The organism is Burkholderia sp. AU39826 (assembly GCF_020419965.1).
GTDB classification, from domain to species: domain Bacteria; phylum Pseudomonadota; class Gammaproteobacteria; order Burkholderiales; family Burkholderiaceae; genus Burkholderia; species Burkholderia semiarida.
This window is the reverse complement of record NZ_JAIZQG010000002.1, coordinates 529,525-546,028: the sequence shown is the minus strand read 5'-3', so window position 1 is coordinate 546,028 and position 16,504 is coordinate 529,525. Positions and strand designations below refer to the sequence as shown.

Sequence of the window (16,504 nt, the reverse complement as noted above, 5' to 3'; positions counted from 1 at the left end):
TTGAGCGCGAAGGGATCGGCCAGCCCCGGCCGGTATAACCCGAACATCACGCCGTGGGTGTTCGGCATGCACGAAGCGCTGGACGACCCGTCCGTGCAGAAGATCGTGTGCATGAAGTCGGCGCAGGTCGCGTGGACGGATGGCGTGCTGCTGAACTACATCGGCAAGCGGATCGACGTTGACCCGTGCCCGATGATCGTCATGTTCCCGAAAGAGAAGACGGCGAAGAAGTTCAACCTGGAGAAGTTCGAGCCAATGGTCGAGGTAACGCCTCGCCTGTCGGCGAAGTTGCCGGTCCACGCGGCCCGTGACAAAAACAACTTGTGGGATCACAAGACGTTCGCGCGCGGCTTCCTGAAGTTCATCACGTCGAACGCGCCGGACGAAGTGAAGTCGACGCCGGCCCCGGTCGTTGCGGTCGAGGAGCCGGACGATGCGAATACGAACGTGCGCGAGCAGGGCGATTCGATCACGCTGCTGGAGGAACGGAACAAGAGCTATTCGGCCCGGCGACGAAAGATGATCTTGGGCGGCACGCCGACCGTCGACGGCCTGTCGCGCATCCAGGAGGCTTACGCGGCATCGGATCAGCGCGTGTATCTGGTGCCGTGCCCTGATTGCGGCGAGGAGCATGAGCTGGCGTGGGAAAACGTCACGTGGAGCGAGGGCGCCGAAGTCGTACATGAGGTCTACGGCCGCGCACAACCGGAGACGGCGCGTTACACCTGCCCGCATTGCGGCTCGTTGTGGGACGACGCGACGCGTATTCGCGCGGTCCGTCGCGGGCGATGGGTTGCGACGGCACCGTTTCACGGCGTTGCCGGCTTCCGCATCAACGAGCTGGTGTCGCCGTTCCCCGGCTCGAACATGGCCGAGCTGGTCAAGAAGTGGCTGACGGCCGACAAGGCGCTGCGCGAGGGCGACGATACGAAGATGCGTTCGTTCGTGAACAACTCGCAGGGCCGGGCGTACAAGTACAAGACCGATCTGCCCGAGCTGGACGTGCTCGCGCAACGTGCGCTGCCATACGCGGAGCTGACGGTGCCGCTCGGAGGTCTGGTGTTGACGCTCGGCGTCGACGTGCAACACGACCGGCTGGCGATCGTCGTGCGTGCATGGGGACGCGGCGAGGAAAGCTGGCTCGTCTTGTGGGGCGAGATCTTCGGCAATGTGACGGAGCAGCAGCAAGACCCGATGACAGGCGGCGTATGGGGCGCGTTGACGATGCTACTGTCGCACGCATACCGGCATGAGAACGGCTGGCTGCTGCGTGTACGTGCAACGTCGATCGACTCGTCGGACGGCGCGACGTCGGACGCCGTATACAAGTATGTGCGCGCGGCGCACAAGGCTGGTTACAACGTCATGGCCGTCAAGGGCAGCAGCAACGTTGACGCGGAGATCTTCAGCGTACCGAAGGCGCCGATCGACTCGACGCGCAACAACAGCAAGGCGGCGAAGTACGGGCTGCGCCCGTATATGGTTGGCGTGAGCCGCGCGAAGGATCTGATCCTCGAAAACCGACTGAAGCTCGAAGGCGACGGGCCGGGCCGCATGCACTGGTATAGCGGTGTGCGTAGCGACTACCTGTCGCAACTCACGGCGGAGGTCAAGGTGCCGGGGCCGCGTGGCGGTAAGCGCGTGTGGAAGAAGATCAGCCCGCGCAACGAGGCGCTGGACTGCGAAGCGTACGCGCTGCACGCGTCGCGTAGCGTAAAAGTGCACCTGATGACCGAGGCGCACTGGCAGGTCGAGCAGCATCGTGCATCGCAGGTCTCGCTGTTCGATGCGGTCCCGGTGCTGGAGGCATTGCCTGCGGCGCTGCCGGCCGAGGTGCCGCCCGATCCGCCGGACGTGACCGAGATTATCGAGACGCCGCGGCCGCCGCCGCAGGTAGCAAAACCCACCGAAACCCCGCCCCCGAGCGGGGTTTCGCGCATTCAGGGGCGTCGTGTTGGTCGCTCGACGTACCTGAAGCGGCGCTAAACGAGGGAATGGCATGGCATACACAAAGCAGGATCTACAGAACATCCAGTCTGCAATCGCGAAGGGCGAGCTGGAAGTCCAGTATGCCGACCGGCGCGTGAAATATCGCTCGATCGGCGAGCTGCGCGAGGCACGCACCGAGATCATTCGCGACCTGAACGGCGCGGCCGGACGTTCGTCGATCGTCCGGCTTCGTCACGCCGGCAAGGGGGTGCGATGAAGGGGGGCTTTCCGTCACTCGCGCGGCGCGGATTCGTGGTGCCGACGCGGCTGAAGGCGGCGGCATACGAGTCGGCGAGCACGACGGGCGCGCGGGCGAAGTCGTGGCGTGCGTCGAGCGCGGGACCGAATGCGGCGGCGGCGCAAAACCTGCCGCTGCTGCGCTCGCGCGCTCGCGACGCGATCCGCAACGATCCGTGGGCGAAAACGGCGATCGCCCGGCTCGTATCGAACACGATCGGCAACGGCATTCAAGCGCACCCGCAGCATCCGAACGACGCAGTGCGCAAGATGCAAAAGCAACTTTGGGAGGATAGCTGCGAGGAGATCGACGCGGACGATCTGTTCGACATGGCAGGCGTGCAGACGCTTGCCGCTCGGGCGTTTTTCAGTGACGGCGAGGTGCTGGTACGACGCCAGTTTCGCAGCCCGAGCGAGGGCTTGGCGGTCCCGATGCAAATCCGGCTTCTCGAAGGCGATCTGCTGCCGATGGAGAAGAACGAGACCGTGCCGGGTGGTGGCGAGATCGTCAACGGAGTCGAGTTCAATGCGGACGGTCGACGCGTTGCGTATCACCTGCTGCAGCGTCATCCCGGCGAGTACGGGCGTGCATCGACGGCCAACACACAGACCGTTCGCGTGCCGGCCGACGAGATCGCGCACGTGTTCCTCGCGCTGCGCCCCGGCCAGGTGCGCGGCGTTCCCGAACTGTCGACCGTGCTGCTTCGGCTCAAGTCGTTGGACAACTTCGATGACGCGGTGCTGTTCCGGCAAGAGGTCAGCAACCTCTTTGCCGGCTTTGTCACGAAGCCACCCGCCGAGCCGGGCCTCATGGGCGATCCGGTGACCGGCGGCGAAATGCAGTACGACGTCGACGGCTTTTCGCCGGTCGTATCGCTCGAACCGGGGAGCATGCAGGAACTGGCCCCCGGCGAGGACGTGAAATTTGCGGAGCCGCCGGGCGCGGGAACTGACTACGGTCCGTTCATGCGGCAGCAACTGATGGCCGCTGCGGCATCGGTCGGCATGCCGTACGAAGTCATGACGGGCGATCTGCGCGACGTCAGCGATCGCGTGCTGCGCGTGATCTTGAACGAGTTCCGCCGGTCGATCGAGCAGATCCAGTGGAACGTGTTCATTCATCAGTTTTGCCGGAGGGTCTGGCGCTGGTGGGTCGATGCCTGCGCACTGTCAGGCGCGATGCCGATGGCGGACTACTACCGACGCCGTCGCGACTATCTGCGGGTGCGGTGGGTGCCGCAAGGGTGGCCGTATATCCATCCGGTGCAGGACGTCACGGCGAAGCGGATGGAGATCCGGTCCGGTCTCGCGAGCCGGACAGGCGCAGTGCTCTCGCGTGGCGACGATCCAGAGCAGGTCGATCAGGAGAACGCGGACGATCTCGCGCGTGAGCGCCGGCTCGGGATTCGATATGACACGCTCGAACCGGTCGACGGGGCGGGCGATCTTTCAGATGGGGAGGGCGAATGAAAGGGAAAAAGCGGTGGTGGGACATCCGTGCGCAAGCGAATGCGGCGGGCGGGAACGAGGTCGAGATCCGGATTTACGGCGACATCGGGTTTTGGGGGACGGACGCGGAGCTGTTTGCGACGAAGCTGGACGAAGTGGCGTCGACAGCGACGTCGATCGTCGTCGCGATCAACTCGATGGGCGGCGACGTGTTCGATGCGTTCGCGATCTACAACGCGCTGCGTCGGCACAGCGGCAAGGTGACCGGGCGCGTCGACGGTGTTGCAGCGTCGGCCGCGTCACTGATCCTGATGGCATGCGACACGATCGAGATGCCATCGAACGCGAGGCTGATGATTCACAACCCGAACACGGTCGCGGCCGGCGAAGCGGGGCATCTGCGCAAGCTCGCCGATCTGCTGGACAGCACGTCTGACAGCATGTTGGCGGCCTATGTCGAGCGCAGCGGCCGAACCGCAGAGGAGGTCCGCGCGATTATGGATGCCGAGACCTGGCTCACGGCCGCGCAAGCGAAGGAGCAAGGTTTCTGCGATGCGATTGTCGATCCGATCCGGATCGACGCGTATGCGGGCGCGGCACGGCTCGCGGCACGCTATGCGGCAGTGCCGGCCGAAATCCGCGCCGTGCTGGAGGACGATGGCGAGGTAACGCCCGACCCGACGCCTCATCCGCTGCCGACGCCCACACCTGCGCCCGGCCCGGACGTGTCGGTTCTCGCTGCTCACGTGTACAGCGCGTGCCGCGAAGCGCGCATCGAGCACTGCGCCGAAGGCATCGTGCTGGCGACCGGCCTGCGGGATCTCGCGACCGTCGACGCCGCGATCCGCAACGCGCAGGACATCGCCGGTATCTGTCTGGCCGCGAGCCTGACCGAGCTGACGGCCGGCTTTGTCTCGGACGGCCTGTCGCCCGATCAGGTGCGCGCGCGGCTGTTCGAGCGCATGACGGCCTCGCAGAAGCCGATCAACCATCGTGCTGCCCCGGTTGCGCCGCAAGACGCGCCCGTGGTCGCGAATGCGCCGCGTGCGGCGTCCATCTACGCGGCTCGCAAGAGCGGCAAGTAACTTTGACGTAACCCGAGGAGGGGAAACACATGTCGAACGTGAAACAACAAGGCGTGCTGCCGGCCGAATTTCTCGTGTCGGAGGGCAACGGCCAGATCTCGCGCGAGCGGATCGTCGTGAAGGCAGGTCCGGCGCTACCGGCCGGGCAGGTGCTCGGCGTGACCAGCACCGGCGAGTACGCGCCGTACGACAACGCCGCGAACGACGGTTCCGAAGTCGCTGCAGCCGTCCTCTACGCGCCGCTGGCGGCGTCCGAAACGTCGCGTCCGGCAACGGGGATCGTCCGGCTCGCCGAAGTGATTGGCGGGCTGCTCACGGGGCTCGATGCGGCCGGTCGCGGGGATCTCGCCGAGCGACACGTGATCGTCCGCTGATCGCATCACACCCCATTGAAGGCCACGCCGTCCGCGTGGCCTTTTTTGTATCCATTTTCATGTCGGAGGTTGTATGGCGGATATCGCCCTGTTTCAAGACGACGCGTTTTCGCTGTCGTCCCTGAGTGCTGCGATCAACGAGCAGCCGTATGTGCCGGGCCGGATCGGCACGCTCGGGCTGTTCGAAGAGGACGGCATCACCACGACGACGATCCAGATCGAGCGCGACGGCGACACGCTGTCGCTCGTCGCGTCTGGCCAGCGCGGTGCACCGGCCGCTGTTGTCGCGGGCAGCAAGCGCAGCATGATCCCGTTCAACACGGTGCATCTGCCGCAGCGTGCGGTGATCATGGCCGACGAAATCGCGAACCTGCGTGCGTTCGGTTCGGAAACGGAGCTGGAGGCACTCCAGACCGTCGTGAATCGCCGACTCGCGAAGATGCGCCGCCAGCTCGACGCGACGCACGAATTCCACCGCATCGGCGCAATCAAGGGCGCGGTGCTCGACGCGGACGGCAAGACGGTGCTGATCGACCTGCTGAAGTACTTCGGCATCGAGCAGACGGTTATTGCGTTCGAGCTGTCGACTGCGACCACAGAGATTCGCCAGAAATGCGTCGAGGTGCAGGACGCGATCGAAGATGCGCTCGGCGCGATGACGTACACGGGCGTGCGCGTGCTCTGCGGGCGCGAGTTCTGGAACAAGCTGATCGTCGCGAAGTCGGTGAAGGAAACGTATCTCGCCTCCGTGATGGCCGCGCAGCTGCGTGGCGATGCGCGCGACGCGTTCGACTTCGGCGGCTGCACGTTCGAGCGTTATCGCGGTCGCGTCGGCGATGTCGGGTACGTCGCCGACGACGAAGCGCATGCGGTGCCGGAGGGCGTGTCCGATCTGTTCATCACGCGTTTCGCGCCGGCCGACTACGTCGAGGCGGTGAACACGACCGGGATTCCGTACTACGCGAAGCAGGAACTGATGCCCTTCGGCAAGGGCGTCGAGATCGAGGCGCAGTCGAACCCGATCCACCTGTGCACGCGCCCGAAGGCGCTGGTCAAGCTGAAGGCGTGACATGGCATTCCGGGATCTGATCTCGGACGTCGACGCTGCGGTGCTGCGCGACCTGGGCGATGCGGACATCACGATCGACGGCCGGCCCGTCGAGGGTATGTTCGCGTCGCCTTGGCTCGGCCCGGATCTCGGTAGCCAGCGTACGCAACTGGTTGCGCCGGTGTTCCATGTGCGTGATCGCGATGCTGTTGGGGTCCGGCAGGGAAGCATCCTGATCGCGAGCGGGGAGCGTTACCGCGTGCTCGAAGCGCATCCGGACGGTACCGGCTGGACAGTCCTCATTCTCCAGTAGGCGATATGGACGATCTGAAGATCGAAATCGACATCAAAGAGGCGACGGCGGTGCTGCAAGGGTTGTCGCCGTCCGCGATGCAGGCAGCGTGGCGACGGATGTTGCGTAAGACGGCGGGGTGGATCAAGAGCCAGACGGCGAAGGAGGTCGGGGCCGCGACGAAGATCCCGCAGAAGGCGATCCGTCGCCGCCTCTACTTCTTTCTTCGCTCGGCTGATACCGGCAAGGTGTGGCTCGGCCTGAATCCGATCGAGGCGCATCGCCTTGGCAATGCGACGAAGACGCGCAAGGGGATGCGAGTCGGCCGCCAGTCGTTCGAGGGCGCGTGGCGACAGACGAATCGCAAGCCGGACGGGCCGATTTACGAGCGCGTCGGCAAGGAGCGGATGCCGTACCGGATGGTGACAGTGGCGTGGCAGCAATCGGGCGACCCGGCGTTTCGGCGGGCGGCAAAGGCATGCGAGGCGCGGCTGATGGTGATTCTCCGTCAGGAAGTGAATTACGAACTGCAGAAGGTGATGCGTCGTGCTTGAGAATCTGAAAGCGCTACATGAGGCAATCGAGCGCGGCATGCGCGCGAAGCTGCCCGCGATGAAGCGAATCGAGGCATATCCGCGGCTCGGCCAGAAGATCGACACGCCGTTGATCGCGATCGAGCTGAACGAGTTCGAACCCGGTCACGACGACGGGACCGGCGACGTGGCGCTGATTGCACGCATGCAGGCCCGCGTTGTGTTCGATCCAATCGACGATGATGCGGAGCTGGCCGTGCGCGAGGTCGCGGCGCGTGTCGCCATGGTCGTGCACGGGAACACGTGGGAGCTGCCGATCACGCCGGGTAAGGTCGTGCAGGTTGCGGAGGATCCGTTCCGGCCGCAGTTCGATACGTACTGCGTCTGGCTCGTCGAATGGACGCATGAATTCGGACTCGGGATCGAGTTGGACCCGATTCCGGACGGGTGCTCGATCTTATGGGGCGTCGACCCCGACACTGGCCCCGATAGTGAAGGGCAGTACTGGGATCCCGGTGCGGGAGGTGGCGAATCATGAGCGATTACGAGCTGGGCGAGATCGATCGCCGCATGGCCTGCATGGTGCAGCACGGAACTGTCGAGAATGTCTCGTATCAGCCGCCACAGTGCCGTGTGCGAATCGGCGATTGGGTCAGCGACTGGATGCCGTGGAAGACGGCGGCAGCGGGCGTGGTGCGCTTTTGGCGTCCGCCGTCTGTTGGCGAGCAGGCGTCGATGTTCGCGCCGTCCGGCGATCTGGCTGGCGCGTACGCAGCTCCGGGCTACTACTCGGATCAGCACGGTGGGTCGGCGCGGTCCAATCCGAACGAGACCGCATGGGATTACCCGGACGGTGCGTCGGAGGTCTATGACCACGAGAAGCACGAATACCGCGTCGACGTTCCGGCAGGCGGGCGGATCGTGTTCCGCATCGGCGCTACGGAGTTGGAGCTACGCGCGGACGGCGTGACGTTGCGCACGGAGAAATTGCTCGGCGACATTCCCGACTCGACGTTCACGGGCAACACGACGACGGAGAAGCTGTTGACGTTCAACGGCGGGATGCAGGGCAAGGGCGGCGGTGACGGCGGCCCTGCCGTCCAGGTGGAGGGCGGGGCGCGTTACACGGACGACGTCGAAATCGGCGGTAAATCGTTCCTCGGGCACTCGCACATGGAACAGGGTGACGGTGCACCCGTGTCGCCGCCGTTGTAACACGCACATTCGCAAAGTTGCTTTGCCCCGCTTCGGCGGGGTTTCGTTTTTGAGGGATTCATCATGGCAAAAGATACTCTGCAGGCAGCTACTCCGGCCGCTCCGTCCGTTGCGACGTTCCTCGATACGCGGTTCCGTAGCCGCGTGATTGTGTTCCCGAACGGCGATGTGCTGCACGTCTTTTCCGGTGAAGCGACCGCAAAGACCGCCGCACAGATCGAATACCTCGACGCGCACCCGGACTTCAAGCGGCTTGAGGAGCGCCGATGAGCCAGTCGGGTGCGCTCGTCGGCATGGACCGATGGACCGGTGCGCCGATCAGTGGCGTCGCGCACCTGAAACAGAGTCTCGGCGACATCCTCAGCACGCGCAAGGGCACTCGCCGGGAACTGCCTGAGTACGGGTCGGACATTCCGTTGATGGTCGACCTACCGGTCACGCGCGGATGGATTTCGGCGGCACAGGCTGAGGCCGCACGGGCGATCGGCCGGTGGGAACCGCGCATCAAGCTTGCTCAGGTCAAGGTGCTGTCGGTCATCGACGGCAAACCAACGTTCGCGATTCGTGGCGAGTACGACGGTACGGCCGTCGAAATCGAGGTGCCAACATGACGATTATCGATCTCGCGTCTCTGGACCCGCCTGATCTTGTCGAGGTGCTCGACTTCGAGGCGGCATTCCAGATGAAGCTGGAGTACTTCAAATCGATCTATCCCGATTGGACGGCGGCGCTGAAGTCGGATCCAGTCGTCAAGCTGATTGAGCTGGCAGCGTATGACGAGATCCGCGCGGCAGCGCGTCTCAACGACGCAGCCCGCGCGGGCATGCTCGCTTTCTCGACGGGCGCTGATCTGGAGCATCTAGCCGTGCTGCTGGATACGGAGCGCGCAGTCGTCGAGCCCGGCGATCCGGAGGCGAGTCCGCCAGTCGAGCGGCGCATGGAATCGGATGACCGGCTGAAGTTGCGCACGCAGATGTCGATGGAGCGCGCGACGGTCGCCGGGCCATTCGCGGCATACCGCGCGTTTGCAATGGACGCGTCGGCCGATGTCCTCGACGTCGCTGTCGACCGGCCGGTGGCAGGCACGGTGCGGCTCACGATCATGTCTGCACGTGGAGACGGTGTACCCGATGAGGCGTTGCTCGATCTGGTGCGCGCGAAGGTTACGCCGGAGACGGTGCGCCCGCTCAATGACACGGTTCTGGTCGAGCCGGCGATCAAGATCGAGTATGCGATTGATGGGTTGATCTATGTCGGCAGCGGGCCAGATCCAAACATCGTGCTCGACGCGCGACGTAAGGTGCTCGACGGTGTGGTGGCGAAGTCACGCCGGCTTCGTGCAGGCATGCCGCGATCCGCGATTGAAGGGGCACTCCACGCGCCGGACAGTGGCGTGACGCGTATCGAATTGCACTCGCCGGTCGCCGACGTCTTGTGCGGCCCGCGCGAATTTGCGCACTGTACGAGCATCAATCTGGAGGTCAAGGCCGATGACGCGTGAACCACTGCTGCCGTCCAATCAGACGCCGCTGGAGGCGGCGCTCGCGCGCGTGCTGCGCCCGAGCGTCGATCCCGAGATCTTGCGCACGTTGTGGGACGCGGATCGTTGTCCGACAGCGTGGTTGCCGTGGCTTGCGTGGGCGCTCGCCGTCGATGGGTGGGAACTGGCCGAATCCGAAGACGCGCGGCGAGCGCTGGTGAAGGGCTCGATGGCACTGCACCGGAAGAAGGGAACGCCGTGGGCGGTGCGGGAGGTGATCCGGCGGCTCGGTTTCGGCGAGGTAACGATCATCGAGGGGCGCAGCGGTCGACGGCGCGATGGCTCGATTGTCCGTAATGGCGAGCAACTGCACGGGAAGCCAAGCGCGTGGGCCGAGTACATCGTGAAGCTCGGAGTGCCAATTACACGCGATCAAGGTGACAAGCTGTGGCGGGCAATTGAGCGTTACGCACCAGCACGCAGCCAGCTTGCTGCGCTCGATTATGCGGCCGTGCCGATCCGACACAACGGCGTTGCGCGGCGGGACGGGCAATACACGAGAGGGAGTATTACAACATGACCAATTTGGTTGAGATTGAGCGGTGGGAGGATGGGGTCTACCAACTCGAAACATCGGATCCCGTCGTCGGTGGACCTGAGGGAATCGACAACCTGCAAGCGAAGCAGCTCGCGAACCGGACGCGCTACCTGAAAAAGGCGGTTGAGGCGCGGCAAAGTGACTTTGACGCGCACGTTGCGGCGGTCGATCCGCATCCGCAGTATGCGACGCATGCTGATCTGGCGGAAAAGTTGGCCGCGTTGGTGGCACAGTCCCCGGAAACACTCGATACGCTCAGTGAACTCGCGAAGGCACTCGGCAACGACCCGAATTTCGCGACGACGATCACGAATCAGCTCGCTCTCAAAGCGGCGCTCGATTCGCCCCTGTTCACTGGTACGCCGAAGGGGCCGACGCCGCCGCTGTTCGACAACAGCTTGCGGTTTGCGCCGACCGAATTCGTGCAGCGTGCGTTGGGGAACTTCAATCTGAGCAGCGGTACGGGCGCAGGTATCAGCGCCACGAACACGGTCCTGACCAATGACGACATCGGTGGGTTCCACTACTTCAACGGCGCCGCGAACCAGACTGTCACGTTGCCGAGCGAAACGGGTTTGCCGCCGGGTGCTGCGATTACGTTTCAGCGAGGTGCTCAGACCGGATTGACGATCAGCACAAAAAAGGCGAACGCGATTATCGATACCACAGCCGGCCTTGCCTCTTCGATCTTTGTCATGGCAGGCGAGTTTGTCGTGCTGGTATGGAGCGGTACGTACTGGCAGGCGTTCGGGTCATATACGCAGCGCGTCGGACAAACATTCGCCAATTCGCTCACGACAAGCGGTTTTCAGAAACTGCCGACCGGGCTGTTTTTTCAATGGGTCATCGGCTCCAGCGACGTGAACGGAAACATGAACCTCACGCTTCCGATCTCGTTTCCTAACGTTGTTCTCGGTGGAATGGCGAATGAGGCGAGTCCGGGTGGCTGGGGAGCGAACACGACGACCGTCTGGTCGTTCGATATGGGCGCGTCGACGCTATCAACCGCCTTCGCTCGCGTGCGCAACATTGGCGGCACGAATGGGCCCGGTATTTCCGCTGGTATTGCCGGCCGAATTCTTTGTTGGGGAAAGTGACATGGGACGCAAACTCGCAGCATACGGTGCGGACGGCACGATTATCGCTTTTTACGACACGGTGGACAGTCCCGCTCCTGATGGAGTCGCAGTCATCGAGATCACCTCAGAGCAACTGGACGGTCTCATGCGTGCCCAAGCGACCGGAAAGCGCCTTGCCGTCAAAGACGGTTCGCCTGTCGCTGTCGATCCGCCGCCACCAACGCGAGCGGAACTCGCCAATGCGAAACGTGCGCAGCGGGACTTCGCGCTGAAGGCGACGGACTGGCTCGTTTCCCGACATCAGGACGAGCAACTGTTGGGTGACGGGACGACTTTGACGGCCGACCAGTTCGCGACGCTGCTCCGCTATCGGCAATCGCTGCGGGAAGCCAGCGACCTTCCCGGCTGGCCGAATGCAGAGCTACCGTCGCCACCACCGTTTGCAGGGGCGCAGCCGGCTGCAACGGTGTAGCGCCAATCTCGACTCGTCCGTATGTGTGGCCGCTCATTGAGCGGCCTTTTTATTTGTAGCTTTCTCGGAGATCTGAATGGCTGCTACTTCTTTCTATCACGGCGTGACGACCGTGCTGGTCGACGTTGGCCCGCGCACGATCGCTGTGCCGTCGACGTCGGTCGTCGGCATCGCCGACACCTACACGCCGGGTCCGGACCTCGTCGCACCGCACGTGCCGGTGCGCATCACCAGCGAATACGACGCCGCCGCTGCATTCGGCGAGACGAGCGCGATCACGCGCGCGATTCAGGGCATCTACAAGCAGAGCAAGACGGTCATGGTGGCGGTCGGCGTCCCGGTCGATCAGACCGACGCCGAGCTGACATCCGCGATCATCGGTGGCGTGTCGGCCGGTGGTGTACGCACCGGCATGCAGGCGCTGCTCGACGGTAAATCGCTGTTCGACCTGAAGCCGCGGCTTCTGCTCGCGCCGGGGCATACGGCGAAGCAGCCGGTCGCGACGGCGGCCGACGAGCTGGCCGCGAAGCTGCGCGCAATCGCGATCCTCGACGGGCCGAACAAGACCGATGAGGACGCGATCCAATACGCGAAGAACTTCGGCAGCAAGCGGCTGTATCTCGTCGATCCCGGCGTGCGGTATTGGGACACGGCGAAGAACGCGGACGTCGACGCACCGGCATCCGCGTACGCTGCCGGTCTGTTCTGCCAGACGGATGCGGCGATCGGCTTCTGGGCGTCGCCGTCGAACAAGGAGATCGTCGGGATCAGCGGCACGAAGCGGCCGATCGAATTCCTCGACGGCGACGAGACGTGCCGTGCGAACCTGCTGAACAACTCGTTCATCACGACGATCATTCGCGAAGGTGGTTACCGCCTGTGGGGCAACCGCACGCTGTCGGCCGATCCGAAGTGGTCGTTCGTGACCCGTGTGCGTACGCTCGATATCGTGATGGATGCCGTGCAGGCCGGTCACAAGTGGGCGGTCGATCGCGGGATCACGGGGACGTATGTGAAGGACGTTACCGAAGGGCTGCGGGCGTTCATGCGCGATCTGCGCGCGCAGGGCGCGGTGATCAACTTCGAGGTGTACCCGGATCCGAAGCTCAATTCGGCGTCGCAGCTCGAACAGGGCAAGGTGTACTGGAACATCCGCTTCACGGACGTCCCGCCCGCAGAAAACCCGATCTTCCGTTTCGAAGTCACGAACGAGTGGCTGACGGAAGTTCTCGACACGCAATCGTAAGAGGTGACGCATGGTCCCGGAAACTCTCAACAACATGGCGCTGTACGTCGATGGGCGCGGCTTTGCCGGCCGCTCGCCCGAAGTGAGTCCTCCGAAGCTGAAGATCAAGACGGAGGACTATCGCGCGGGCGGCATGGACGCGCCGGTCAAGGTCGACCAAGGTATGGAGGGGCTGCAGGCGGCGTTCACCATGGGCAGCGTCGAGCGCGACGTGCTGAAGTTCTTCGGACTGGCCGACAACAACGCATTCAACGCGACGTTTCGCGGTGCGTTTCGCGACACGCGCGGCAAGGTGAAGTCGGTCGCGCTCATCATGCGCGGCATGCTGTCCGAATACGATCCCGGCAGTTGGAAGCCGGGCTCGACGTCGGAGCTGAAATACACGGCCGAGCTGTCGTACTACAAGGCCGAGATCGACGGGGCAGTGATTTGCGAGATCGACGTGCTCAACATGATCCGCATCATCGACGGCGTTGACCAGCTCGCCGACGTGCGCAAGGCGCTCGGCATGTAAGCGCTGCGGCTGGCCAATGAGCCGGTCACAGTAACTTTTCGATAACCCGAGGGGCGGTCCGTTGACCGCCCCTTGTCATTTCTGAGGTGCTGAATGGAAACCGTGAAGATCACGCTGAAGTATCCCGTCTCGTTCGACGGCGTCGTGCGCAACGAGCTGGTGATGCGCCGCCCGAAGGTGCGCGACATGCGTACCGCGAGCAAGCAGGCGCAGGGCGACGACGAGCTGCGCGAAATCGTGCTGTTCGCGACGCTGGCCGAAGTCGCTCCCGACGATATCGAAGCAATGGACATGGTCGACTACGACGCCATGCAGCGTGCGTACGAATCCTTTCGATCCGTTCGTCCGGCTTCCAATCGGGACGGTGAAGGCACTGGCCCGGCGGATGATGAAGGAGTACGGAGCGCAGCCGCAGTCGGTTGACGACATGACGATCGACGAATTGCTGTGGTGGCTGACGGATTGAGCGAGGACTGACATGGCACGCGATATTGCACTTGGCATCGTCATCGGCGGTGCGGTGTCGGCAACGCTCGGTAAGGCGTTTGCCGATACGAATTCGAAGATCGTCGGGCTGCGCAAGACTGCGAGCGAGCGCGGCATGTGGCAGCGGCAGATCGGCGAGACGATCAAGCTGCAGGAGGAGTTCCGCCGTCTGCATCTTGCCGGCGACAGCGCGGCTGACGGGATCCGGCGCAAGCTGGACAACAATGTGCGAGCGCTGCGTGACGCGGGCTTCGAGGTCGACCGGCTCGATCGCGCATACGCGCGGCTCGGCCGGACGGTGCGCGGGCTTGAGCTGAAGGCGGCGGGGCACGAGCGTCTGGCCGCCGGTCGAGAGGGCATGCGTAGCGCGACGGGTGACGCGGTGAAGCTTGGTGCGGCCGTCGCCGTACCGACCGCTGTCTCCGCGCAGTATCAGGCAATCATCCGGGATATCGCCATCAAGGCCGGCATCGCTCGCACCGAGCAGGAGCGTGCGATGTCCGAGCGCATCCGCCGTGACGCATTGTCGAACGGCATGGGGCGCAACGAGCTGGCCGACGCCGTCAACCAGATGGTTGCGGCCGGGATGGACGTCGACCGGGCGTTGAACTTCGGCCCGGCCGTGGCGAAATTCTCGGTGGGTCAGGGAGCGTCGAGCGTCGAGACCGCGCAGATGATCCAGGCGCTGCAGCAGAACGCCAACATCACCGACCCCAAGGCGATGATGAAGGCGCTGGAGGCTATCGCGTATCTCGGCAAGGAGGGCTCGTTCGAGTCCGTCGACATGGCCCGGTGGTTCCCGGTGCTGCTCGCCGAAATGAAGAAAATCGGCATCACGGGGCAGGATTCCGTGACGCAGCTCGGCGCGATGCTGCAGGTTCAGATGAAGACCGCCGGCAACGCCGACGAGGCGGCGAACAACCTGAAAAACTGGTTCTCGAAGATCGGTTCTGGCGAGACCGAGCGCAACTACAAGAAGGCCGGCGTCGACTACGAGGCGAAGATGAAAGAGGCGATCGGCAAGGGCTGGTCGACGCTGGAGGCGTCGTTCGTTCTCGCTCGGGCGTACATCGAGCGTGTCGATCCGAAGAAGGCGGCGCAGCTCGCAGCGGTGGCGAAGCAGCTCAACAGCGAGCTGGATCCCGCCAAGCGTCAGGCGCAGATGCGGGCCTTCGAGGACACGATGAAGACCGGCGACCTGTTCAACGACATGCAGGTGAAAGCGGCGCTGACGGCCTACATGCAGAACGCCGATCTGTATCAGAAGCTGAAGCGCAATGCGGCGGACGCGAACGGCGAGATCGACAAAGATCTCGCCGATCGTCGCGCAACGTCGAAGCAGATCTGGAGCGAGGTCGTCCAGCAGTGGGACGACGCGATGCGCAGCATCGGCGACGCGCTGCGGCCGGTGACGGATCTGGCCGGCAAGGTCGCGAAGCGGGCGGGCGAAACGGTGCAGCACGCGTCGGACGCCGCACCTGGTGCGACGGCGGCGGTCGTGGGTGTCATCGGCACGGCGATTGCCTTTCGTGGTGCACGTGCCGCGTGGAACATGGGGCGCGGTGTGCTCGACATCCTGCGCGGCGGTTGGATGGCGCGACGTGGTGGCGGTGGGGCGGCCGGTGGAGGTGCTGCCGGCGGGCGGCTCGGGAAGGCGCTCGACGCTTTGAGCGGCGCTGCAGGGGGCGTGCAGCGCGTGTTCGTCGTCAATTTGCCGGGCGGCGGTCTTGGTGGCGTTGCAGGGGCCGCTGGTGACTTGCTCGGCGATCTGGCCGGCGGCGGCTCTGGCGGTGGCCGCGTTCCGCGCGGTCGTCTCGGTCGTGTCATCGGTGCGTTTCGGACCGTAGCCGGCCGGTTCGCGCCTTACGCGGGGAAACTGGCCGTCGCCGGCAGTGTCCTGAAAATCGCATTCGCAGCCAAGGATGCGTATGCCGTCGCACGTAGCGATCAGCCGTCCGTGCGCAAGGCGGAAGGGTACGCGAGCATCGGTGGTTCGCTCGCAGGGGGCATGGTCGGGGCGAAGCTCGGGGCCGGTATTGGGGCGCTCGGCGGGCCGATTGGCGTCGCGGTCGGTGGCGTTCTCGGCGGTGCGATCGGTACGTTCGCCGGTGGAAAGTTACTTGGGGCGATCGCGCGGTGGGCGACGGGTTCGAAGGATGGCGACAGCGACGCGGCGAAGGCGGCCGCGAAGGTGGCGGCAGGGCCGGACTCGCCGCAGTCGCGACCGTTCAAGGTCGAGCAGCAAAACTCGTTTGCCCCGGTGTTCCACATCAAGGTCGAGGGCGGCACGGATGCGGAGATCGCGGACAAGCTGCTCGCGCGCATCAATCCGCTGATTCAGCGAACGATGACCGAGTCAATGGACAAGAGCAACCGGTCGGCCATGTTCGACGCGCCGCATCTGTAA

20 protein-coding genes are annotated in these 16,504 nt (G+C 64.3%); all 20 read left to right on the top strand.

The genetic code is table 11. The annotated features are described in order from the left end of the window. Entirely contained in the window at positions 1-1,986 is a 1,986-nt protein-coding gene (locus tag LGM42_RS07370) for a phage terminase large subunit family protein (protein ID WP_226231900.1), read from the top strand. Positions 1,987-1,999: 13 nt separating this feature from the next. After that, positions 2,000-2,206, top strand: a complete 207-nt coding sequence (locus LGM42_RS07365; protein ID WP_059609091.1) for a phage head-tail joining protein — start codon at positions 2,000-2,002, stop codon at positions 2,204-2,206. Beyond that, a complete protein-coding gene (locus tag LGM42_RS07360; RefSeq protein ID WP_226231899.1) occupies positions 2,203-3,696 on the top strand; it encodes a phage portal protein in 1,494 nt (497 codons plus the stop codon). Before LGM42_RS07365 ends, LGM42_RS07360 begins: the two co-directional genes overlap by 4 nt. Beyond that, the gene (locus tag LGM42_RS07355) at positions 3,693-4,760 is read left to right on the top strand and encodes a head maturation protease, ClpP-related (RefSeq protein WP_226231898.1); all 1,068 of its coding nucleotides are present in this window, start codon (positions 3,693-3,695) and stop codon (positions 4,758-4,760) included. The genes LGM42_RS07360 and LGM42_RS07355 overlap by 4 nt, the downstream gene beginning before the upstream one ends. A 29-nt stretch (positions 4,761-4,789) precedes the next feature. Beyond that, positions 4,790-5,134, top strand: a complete 345-nt coding sequence (locus LGM42_RS07350; RefSeq protein WP_226231897.1) for a head decoration protein — start codon at positions 4,790-4,792, stop codon at positions 5,132-5,134. Positions 5,135-5,207: 73 nt separating this feature from the next. Further along, complete coding sequence (locus tag LGM42_RS07345; protein ID WP_226231896.1) at positions 5,208-6,203, top strand: major capsid protein; 996 nt, start codon at positions 5,208-5,210, stop codon at positions 6,201-6,203. Position 6,204: 1 nt separating this feature from the next. Then, positions 6,205-6,495, top strand: coding sequence for a hypothetical protein (locus tag LGM42_RS07340; RefSeq protein WP_226231895.1), 291 nt, complete (start codon positions 6,205-6,207; stop codon positions 6,493-6,495). Positions 6,496-6,500: 5 nt separating this feature from the next. After that, the gene (locus tag LGM42_RS07335) at positions 6,501-7,028 is read left to right on the top strand and encodes a phage tail protein (RefSeq protein ID WP_226231894.1); all 528 of its coding nucleotides are present in this window, start codon (positions 6,501-6,503) and stop codon (positions 7,026-7,028) included. Then, positions 7,021-7,545 (top strand): hypothetical protein, encoded by a 525-nt coding sequence (locus LGM42_RS07330; RefSeq protein ID WP_226231893.1) that lies wholly within the window; start codon positions 7,021-7,023, stop codon positions 7,543-7,545. The genes LGM42_RS07335 and LGM42_RS07330 overlap by 8 nt, the downstream gene beginning before the upstream one ends. Further along, on the top strand, positions 7,542-8,222 hold the full coding sequence (locus tag LGM42_RS07325; protein ID WP_226231892.1) for a phage baseplate assembly protein V: 681 nt from the start codon (positions 7,542-7,544) through the stop codon (positions 8,220-8,222). Before LGM42_RS07330 ends, LGM42_RS07325 begins: the two co-directional genes overlap by 4 nt. Positions 8,223-8,285: 63 nt before the next feature. Then, positions 8,286-8,492 (top strand): hypothetical protein, encoded by a 207-nt coding sequence (locus LGM42_RS07320; RefSeq protein ID WP_226231891.1) that lies wholly within the window; start codon positions 8,286-8,288, stop codon positions 8,490-8,492. After that, positions 8,489-8,833 (top strand): GPW/gp25 family protein, encoded by a 345-nt coding sequence (locus LGM42_RS07315; protein WP_226231890.1) that lies wholly within the window; start codon positions 8,489-8,491, stop codon positions 8,831-8,833. The genes LGM42_RS07320 and LGM42_RS07315 overlap by 4 nt, the downstream gene beginning before the upstream one ends. Continuing rightward, positions 8,830-9,723 carry a baseplate J/gp47 family protein gene (locus tag LGM42_RS07310; protein ID WP_226231889.1) on the top strand — a complete coding sequence of 298 codons (894 nt, stop codon included), beginning with the start codon at positions 8,830-8,832 and terminating at the stop codon, positions 9,721-9,723. Before LGM42_RS07315 ends, LGM42_RS07310 begins: the two co-directional genes overlap by 4 nt. Continuing rightward, positions 9,713-10,282: a phage tail protein I gene (locus LGM42_RS07305; RefSeq protein WP_089468117.1), complete on the top strand. Its 570-nt coding sequence runs from the start codon at positions 9,713-9,715 to the stop codon at positions 10,280-10,282. The genes LGM42_RS07310 and LGM42_RS07305 overlap by 11 nt, the downstream gene beginning before the upstream one ends. Beyond that, a complete protein-coding gene (locus LGM42_RS07300) occupies positions 10,279-11,397 on the top strand; it encodes a hypothetical protein (RefSeq protein ID WP_226231888.1) in 1,119 nt (372 codons plus the stop codon). The genes LGM42_RS07305 and LGM42_RS07300 overlap by 4 nt, the downstream gene beginning before the upstream one ends. Position 11,398: 1 nt before the next feature. Further along, a complete protein-coding gene (locus tag LGM42_RS07295) occupies positions 11,399-11,851 on the top strand; it encodes a phage tail assembly chaperone (protein ID WP_226231887.1) in 453 nt (150 codons plus the stop codon). A 76-nt stretch (positions 11,852-11,927) separates the two neighbouring features. Next, positions 11,928-13,097, top strand: a complete 1,170-nt coding sequence (locus LGM42_RS07290; RefSeq protein ID WP_226231886.1) for a phage tail sheath family protein — start codon at positions 11,928-11,930, stop codon at positions 13,095-13,097. 10 nt (positions 13,098-13,107) lie between these two features. Next, entirely contained in the window at positions 13,108-13,611 is a 504-nt protein-coding gene (locus LGM42_RS07285; protein WP_089468114.1) for a phage major tail tube protein, read from the top strand. A gap of 93 nt (positions 13,612-13,704) precedes the next feature. Continuing rightward, positions 13,705-14,034: a phage tail assembly protein gene (locus LGM42_RS07280; RefSeq protein WP_226231885.1), complete on the top strand. Its 330-nt coding sequence runs from the start codon at positions 13,705-13,707 to the stop codon at positions 14,032-14,034. A gap of 55 nt (positions 14,035-14,089) precedes the next feature. Continuing rightward, entirely contained in the window at positions 14,090-16,504 is a 2,415-nt protein-coding gene (locus LGM42_RS07275; protein ID WP_226231884.1) for a phage tail tape measure protein, read from the top strand.

Coding starts and splice junctions, on each gene's coding strand:
- LGM42_RS07305 (WP_089468117.1), top strand. CDS start 9,713: ATGACGCGTGAACCACTGCTGCCGTCCAATCAGACGCCGCTGGAGGCG.
- LGM42_RS07345 (WP_226231896.1), top strand. CDS start 5,208: ATGGCGGATATCGCCCTGTTTCAAGACGACGCGTTTTCGCTGTCGTCC.
- LGM42_RS07320 (WP_226231891.1), top strand. CDS start 8,286: ATGGCAAAAGATACTCTGCAGGCAGCTACTCCGGCCGCTCCGTCCGTT.
- LGM42_RS07290 (WP_226231886.1), top strand. CDS start 11,928: ATGGCTGCTACTTCTTTCTATCACGGCGTGACGACCGTGCTGGTCGAC.
- LGM42_RS07295 (WP_226231887.1), top strand. CDS start 11,399: ATGGGACGCAAACTCGCAGCATACGGTGCGGACGGCACGATTATCGCT.
- LGM42_RS07300 (WP_226231888.1), top strand. CDS start 10,279: ATGACCAATTTGGTTGAGATTGAGCGGTGGGAGGATGGGGTCTACCAA.
- LGM42_RS07340 (WP_226231895.1), top strand. CDS start 6,205: ATGGCATTCCGGGATCTGATCTCGGACGTCGACGCTGCGGTGCTGCGC.
- LGM42_RS07325 (WP_226231892.1), top strand. CDS start 7,542: ATGAGCGATTACGAGCTGGGCGAGATCGATCGCCGCATGGCCTGCATG.
- LGM42_RS07350 (WP_226231897.1), top strand. CDS start 4,790: ATGTCGAACGTGAAACAACAAGGCGTGCTGCCGGCCGAATTTCTCGTG.
- LGM42_RS07360 (WP_226231899.1), top strand. CDS start 2,203: ATGAAGGGGGGCTTTCCGTCACTCGCGCGGCGCGGATTCGTGGTGCCG.
- LGM42_RS07315 (WP_226231890.1), top strand. CDS start 8,489: ATGAGCCAGTCGGGTGCGCTCGTCGGCATGGACCGATGGACCGGTGCG.
- LGM42_RS07310 (WP_226231889.1), top strand. CDS start 8,830: ATGACGATTATCGATCTCGCGTCTCTGGACCCGCCTGATCTTGTCGAG.
- LGM42_RS07275 (WP_226231884.1), top strand. CDS start 14,090: ATGGCACGCGATATTGCACTTGGCATCGTCATCGGCGGTGCGGTGTCG.
- LGM42_RS07280 (WP_226231885.1), top strand. CDS start 13,705: ATGGAAACCGTGAAGATCACGCTGAAGTATCCCGTCTCGTTCGACGGC.
- LGM42_RS07335 (WP_226231894.1), top strand. CDS start 6,501: ATGGACGATCTGAAGATCGAAATCGACATCAAAGAGGCGACGGCGGTG.
- LGM42_RS07285 (WP_089468114.1), top strand. CDS start 13,108: ATGGTCCCGGAAACTCTCAACAACATGGCGCTGTACGTCGATGGGCGC.
- LGM42_RS07355 (WP_226231898.1), top strand. CDS start 3,693: ATGAAAGGGAAAAAGCGGTGGTGGGACATCCGTGCGCAAGCGAATGCG.
- LGM42_RS07365 (WP_059609091.1), top strand. CDS start 2,000: ATGGCATACACAAAGCAGGATCTACAGAACATCCAGTCTGCAATCGCG.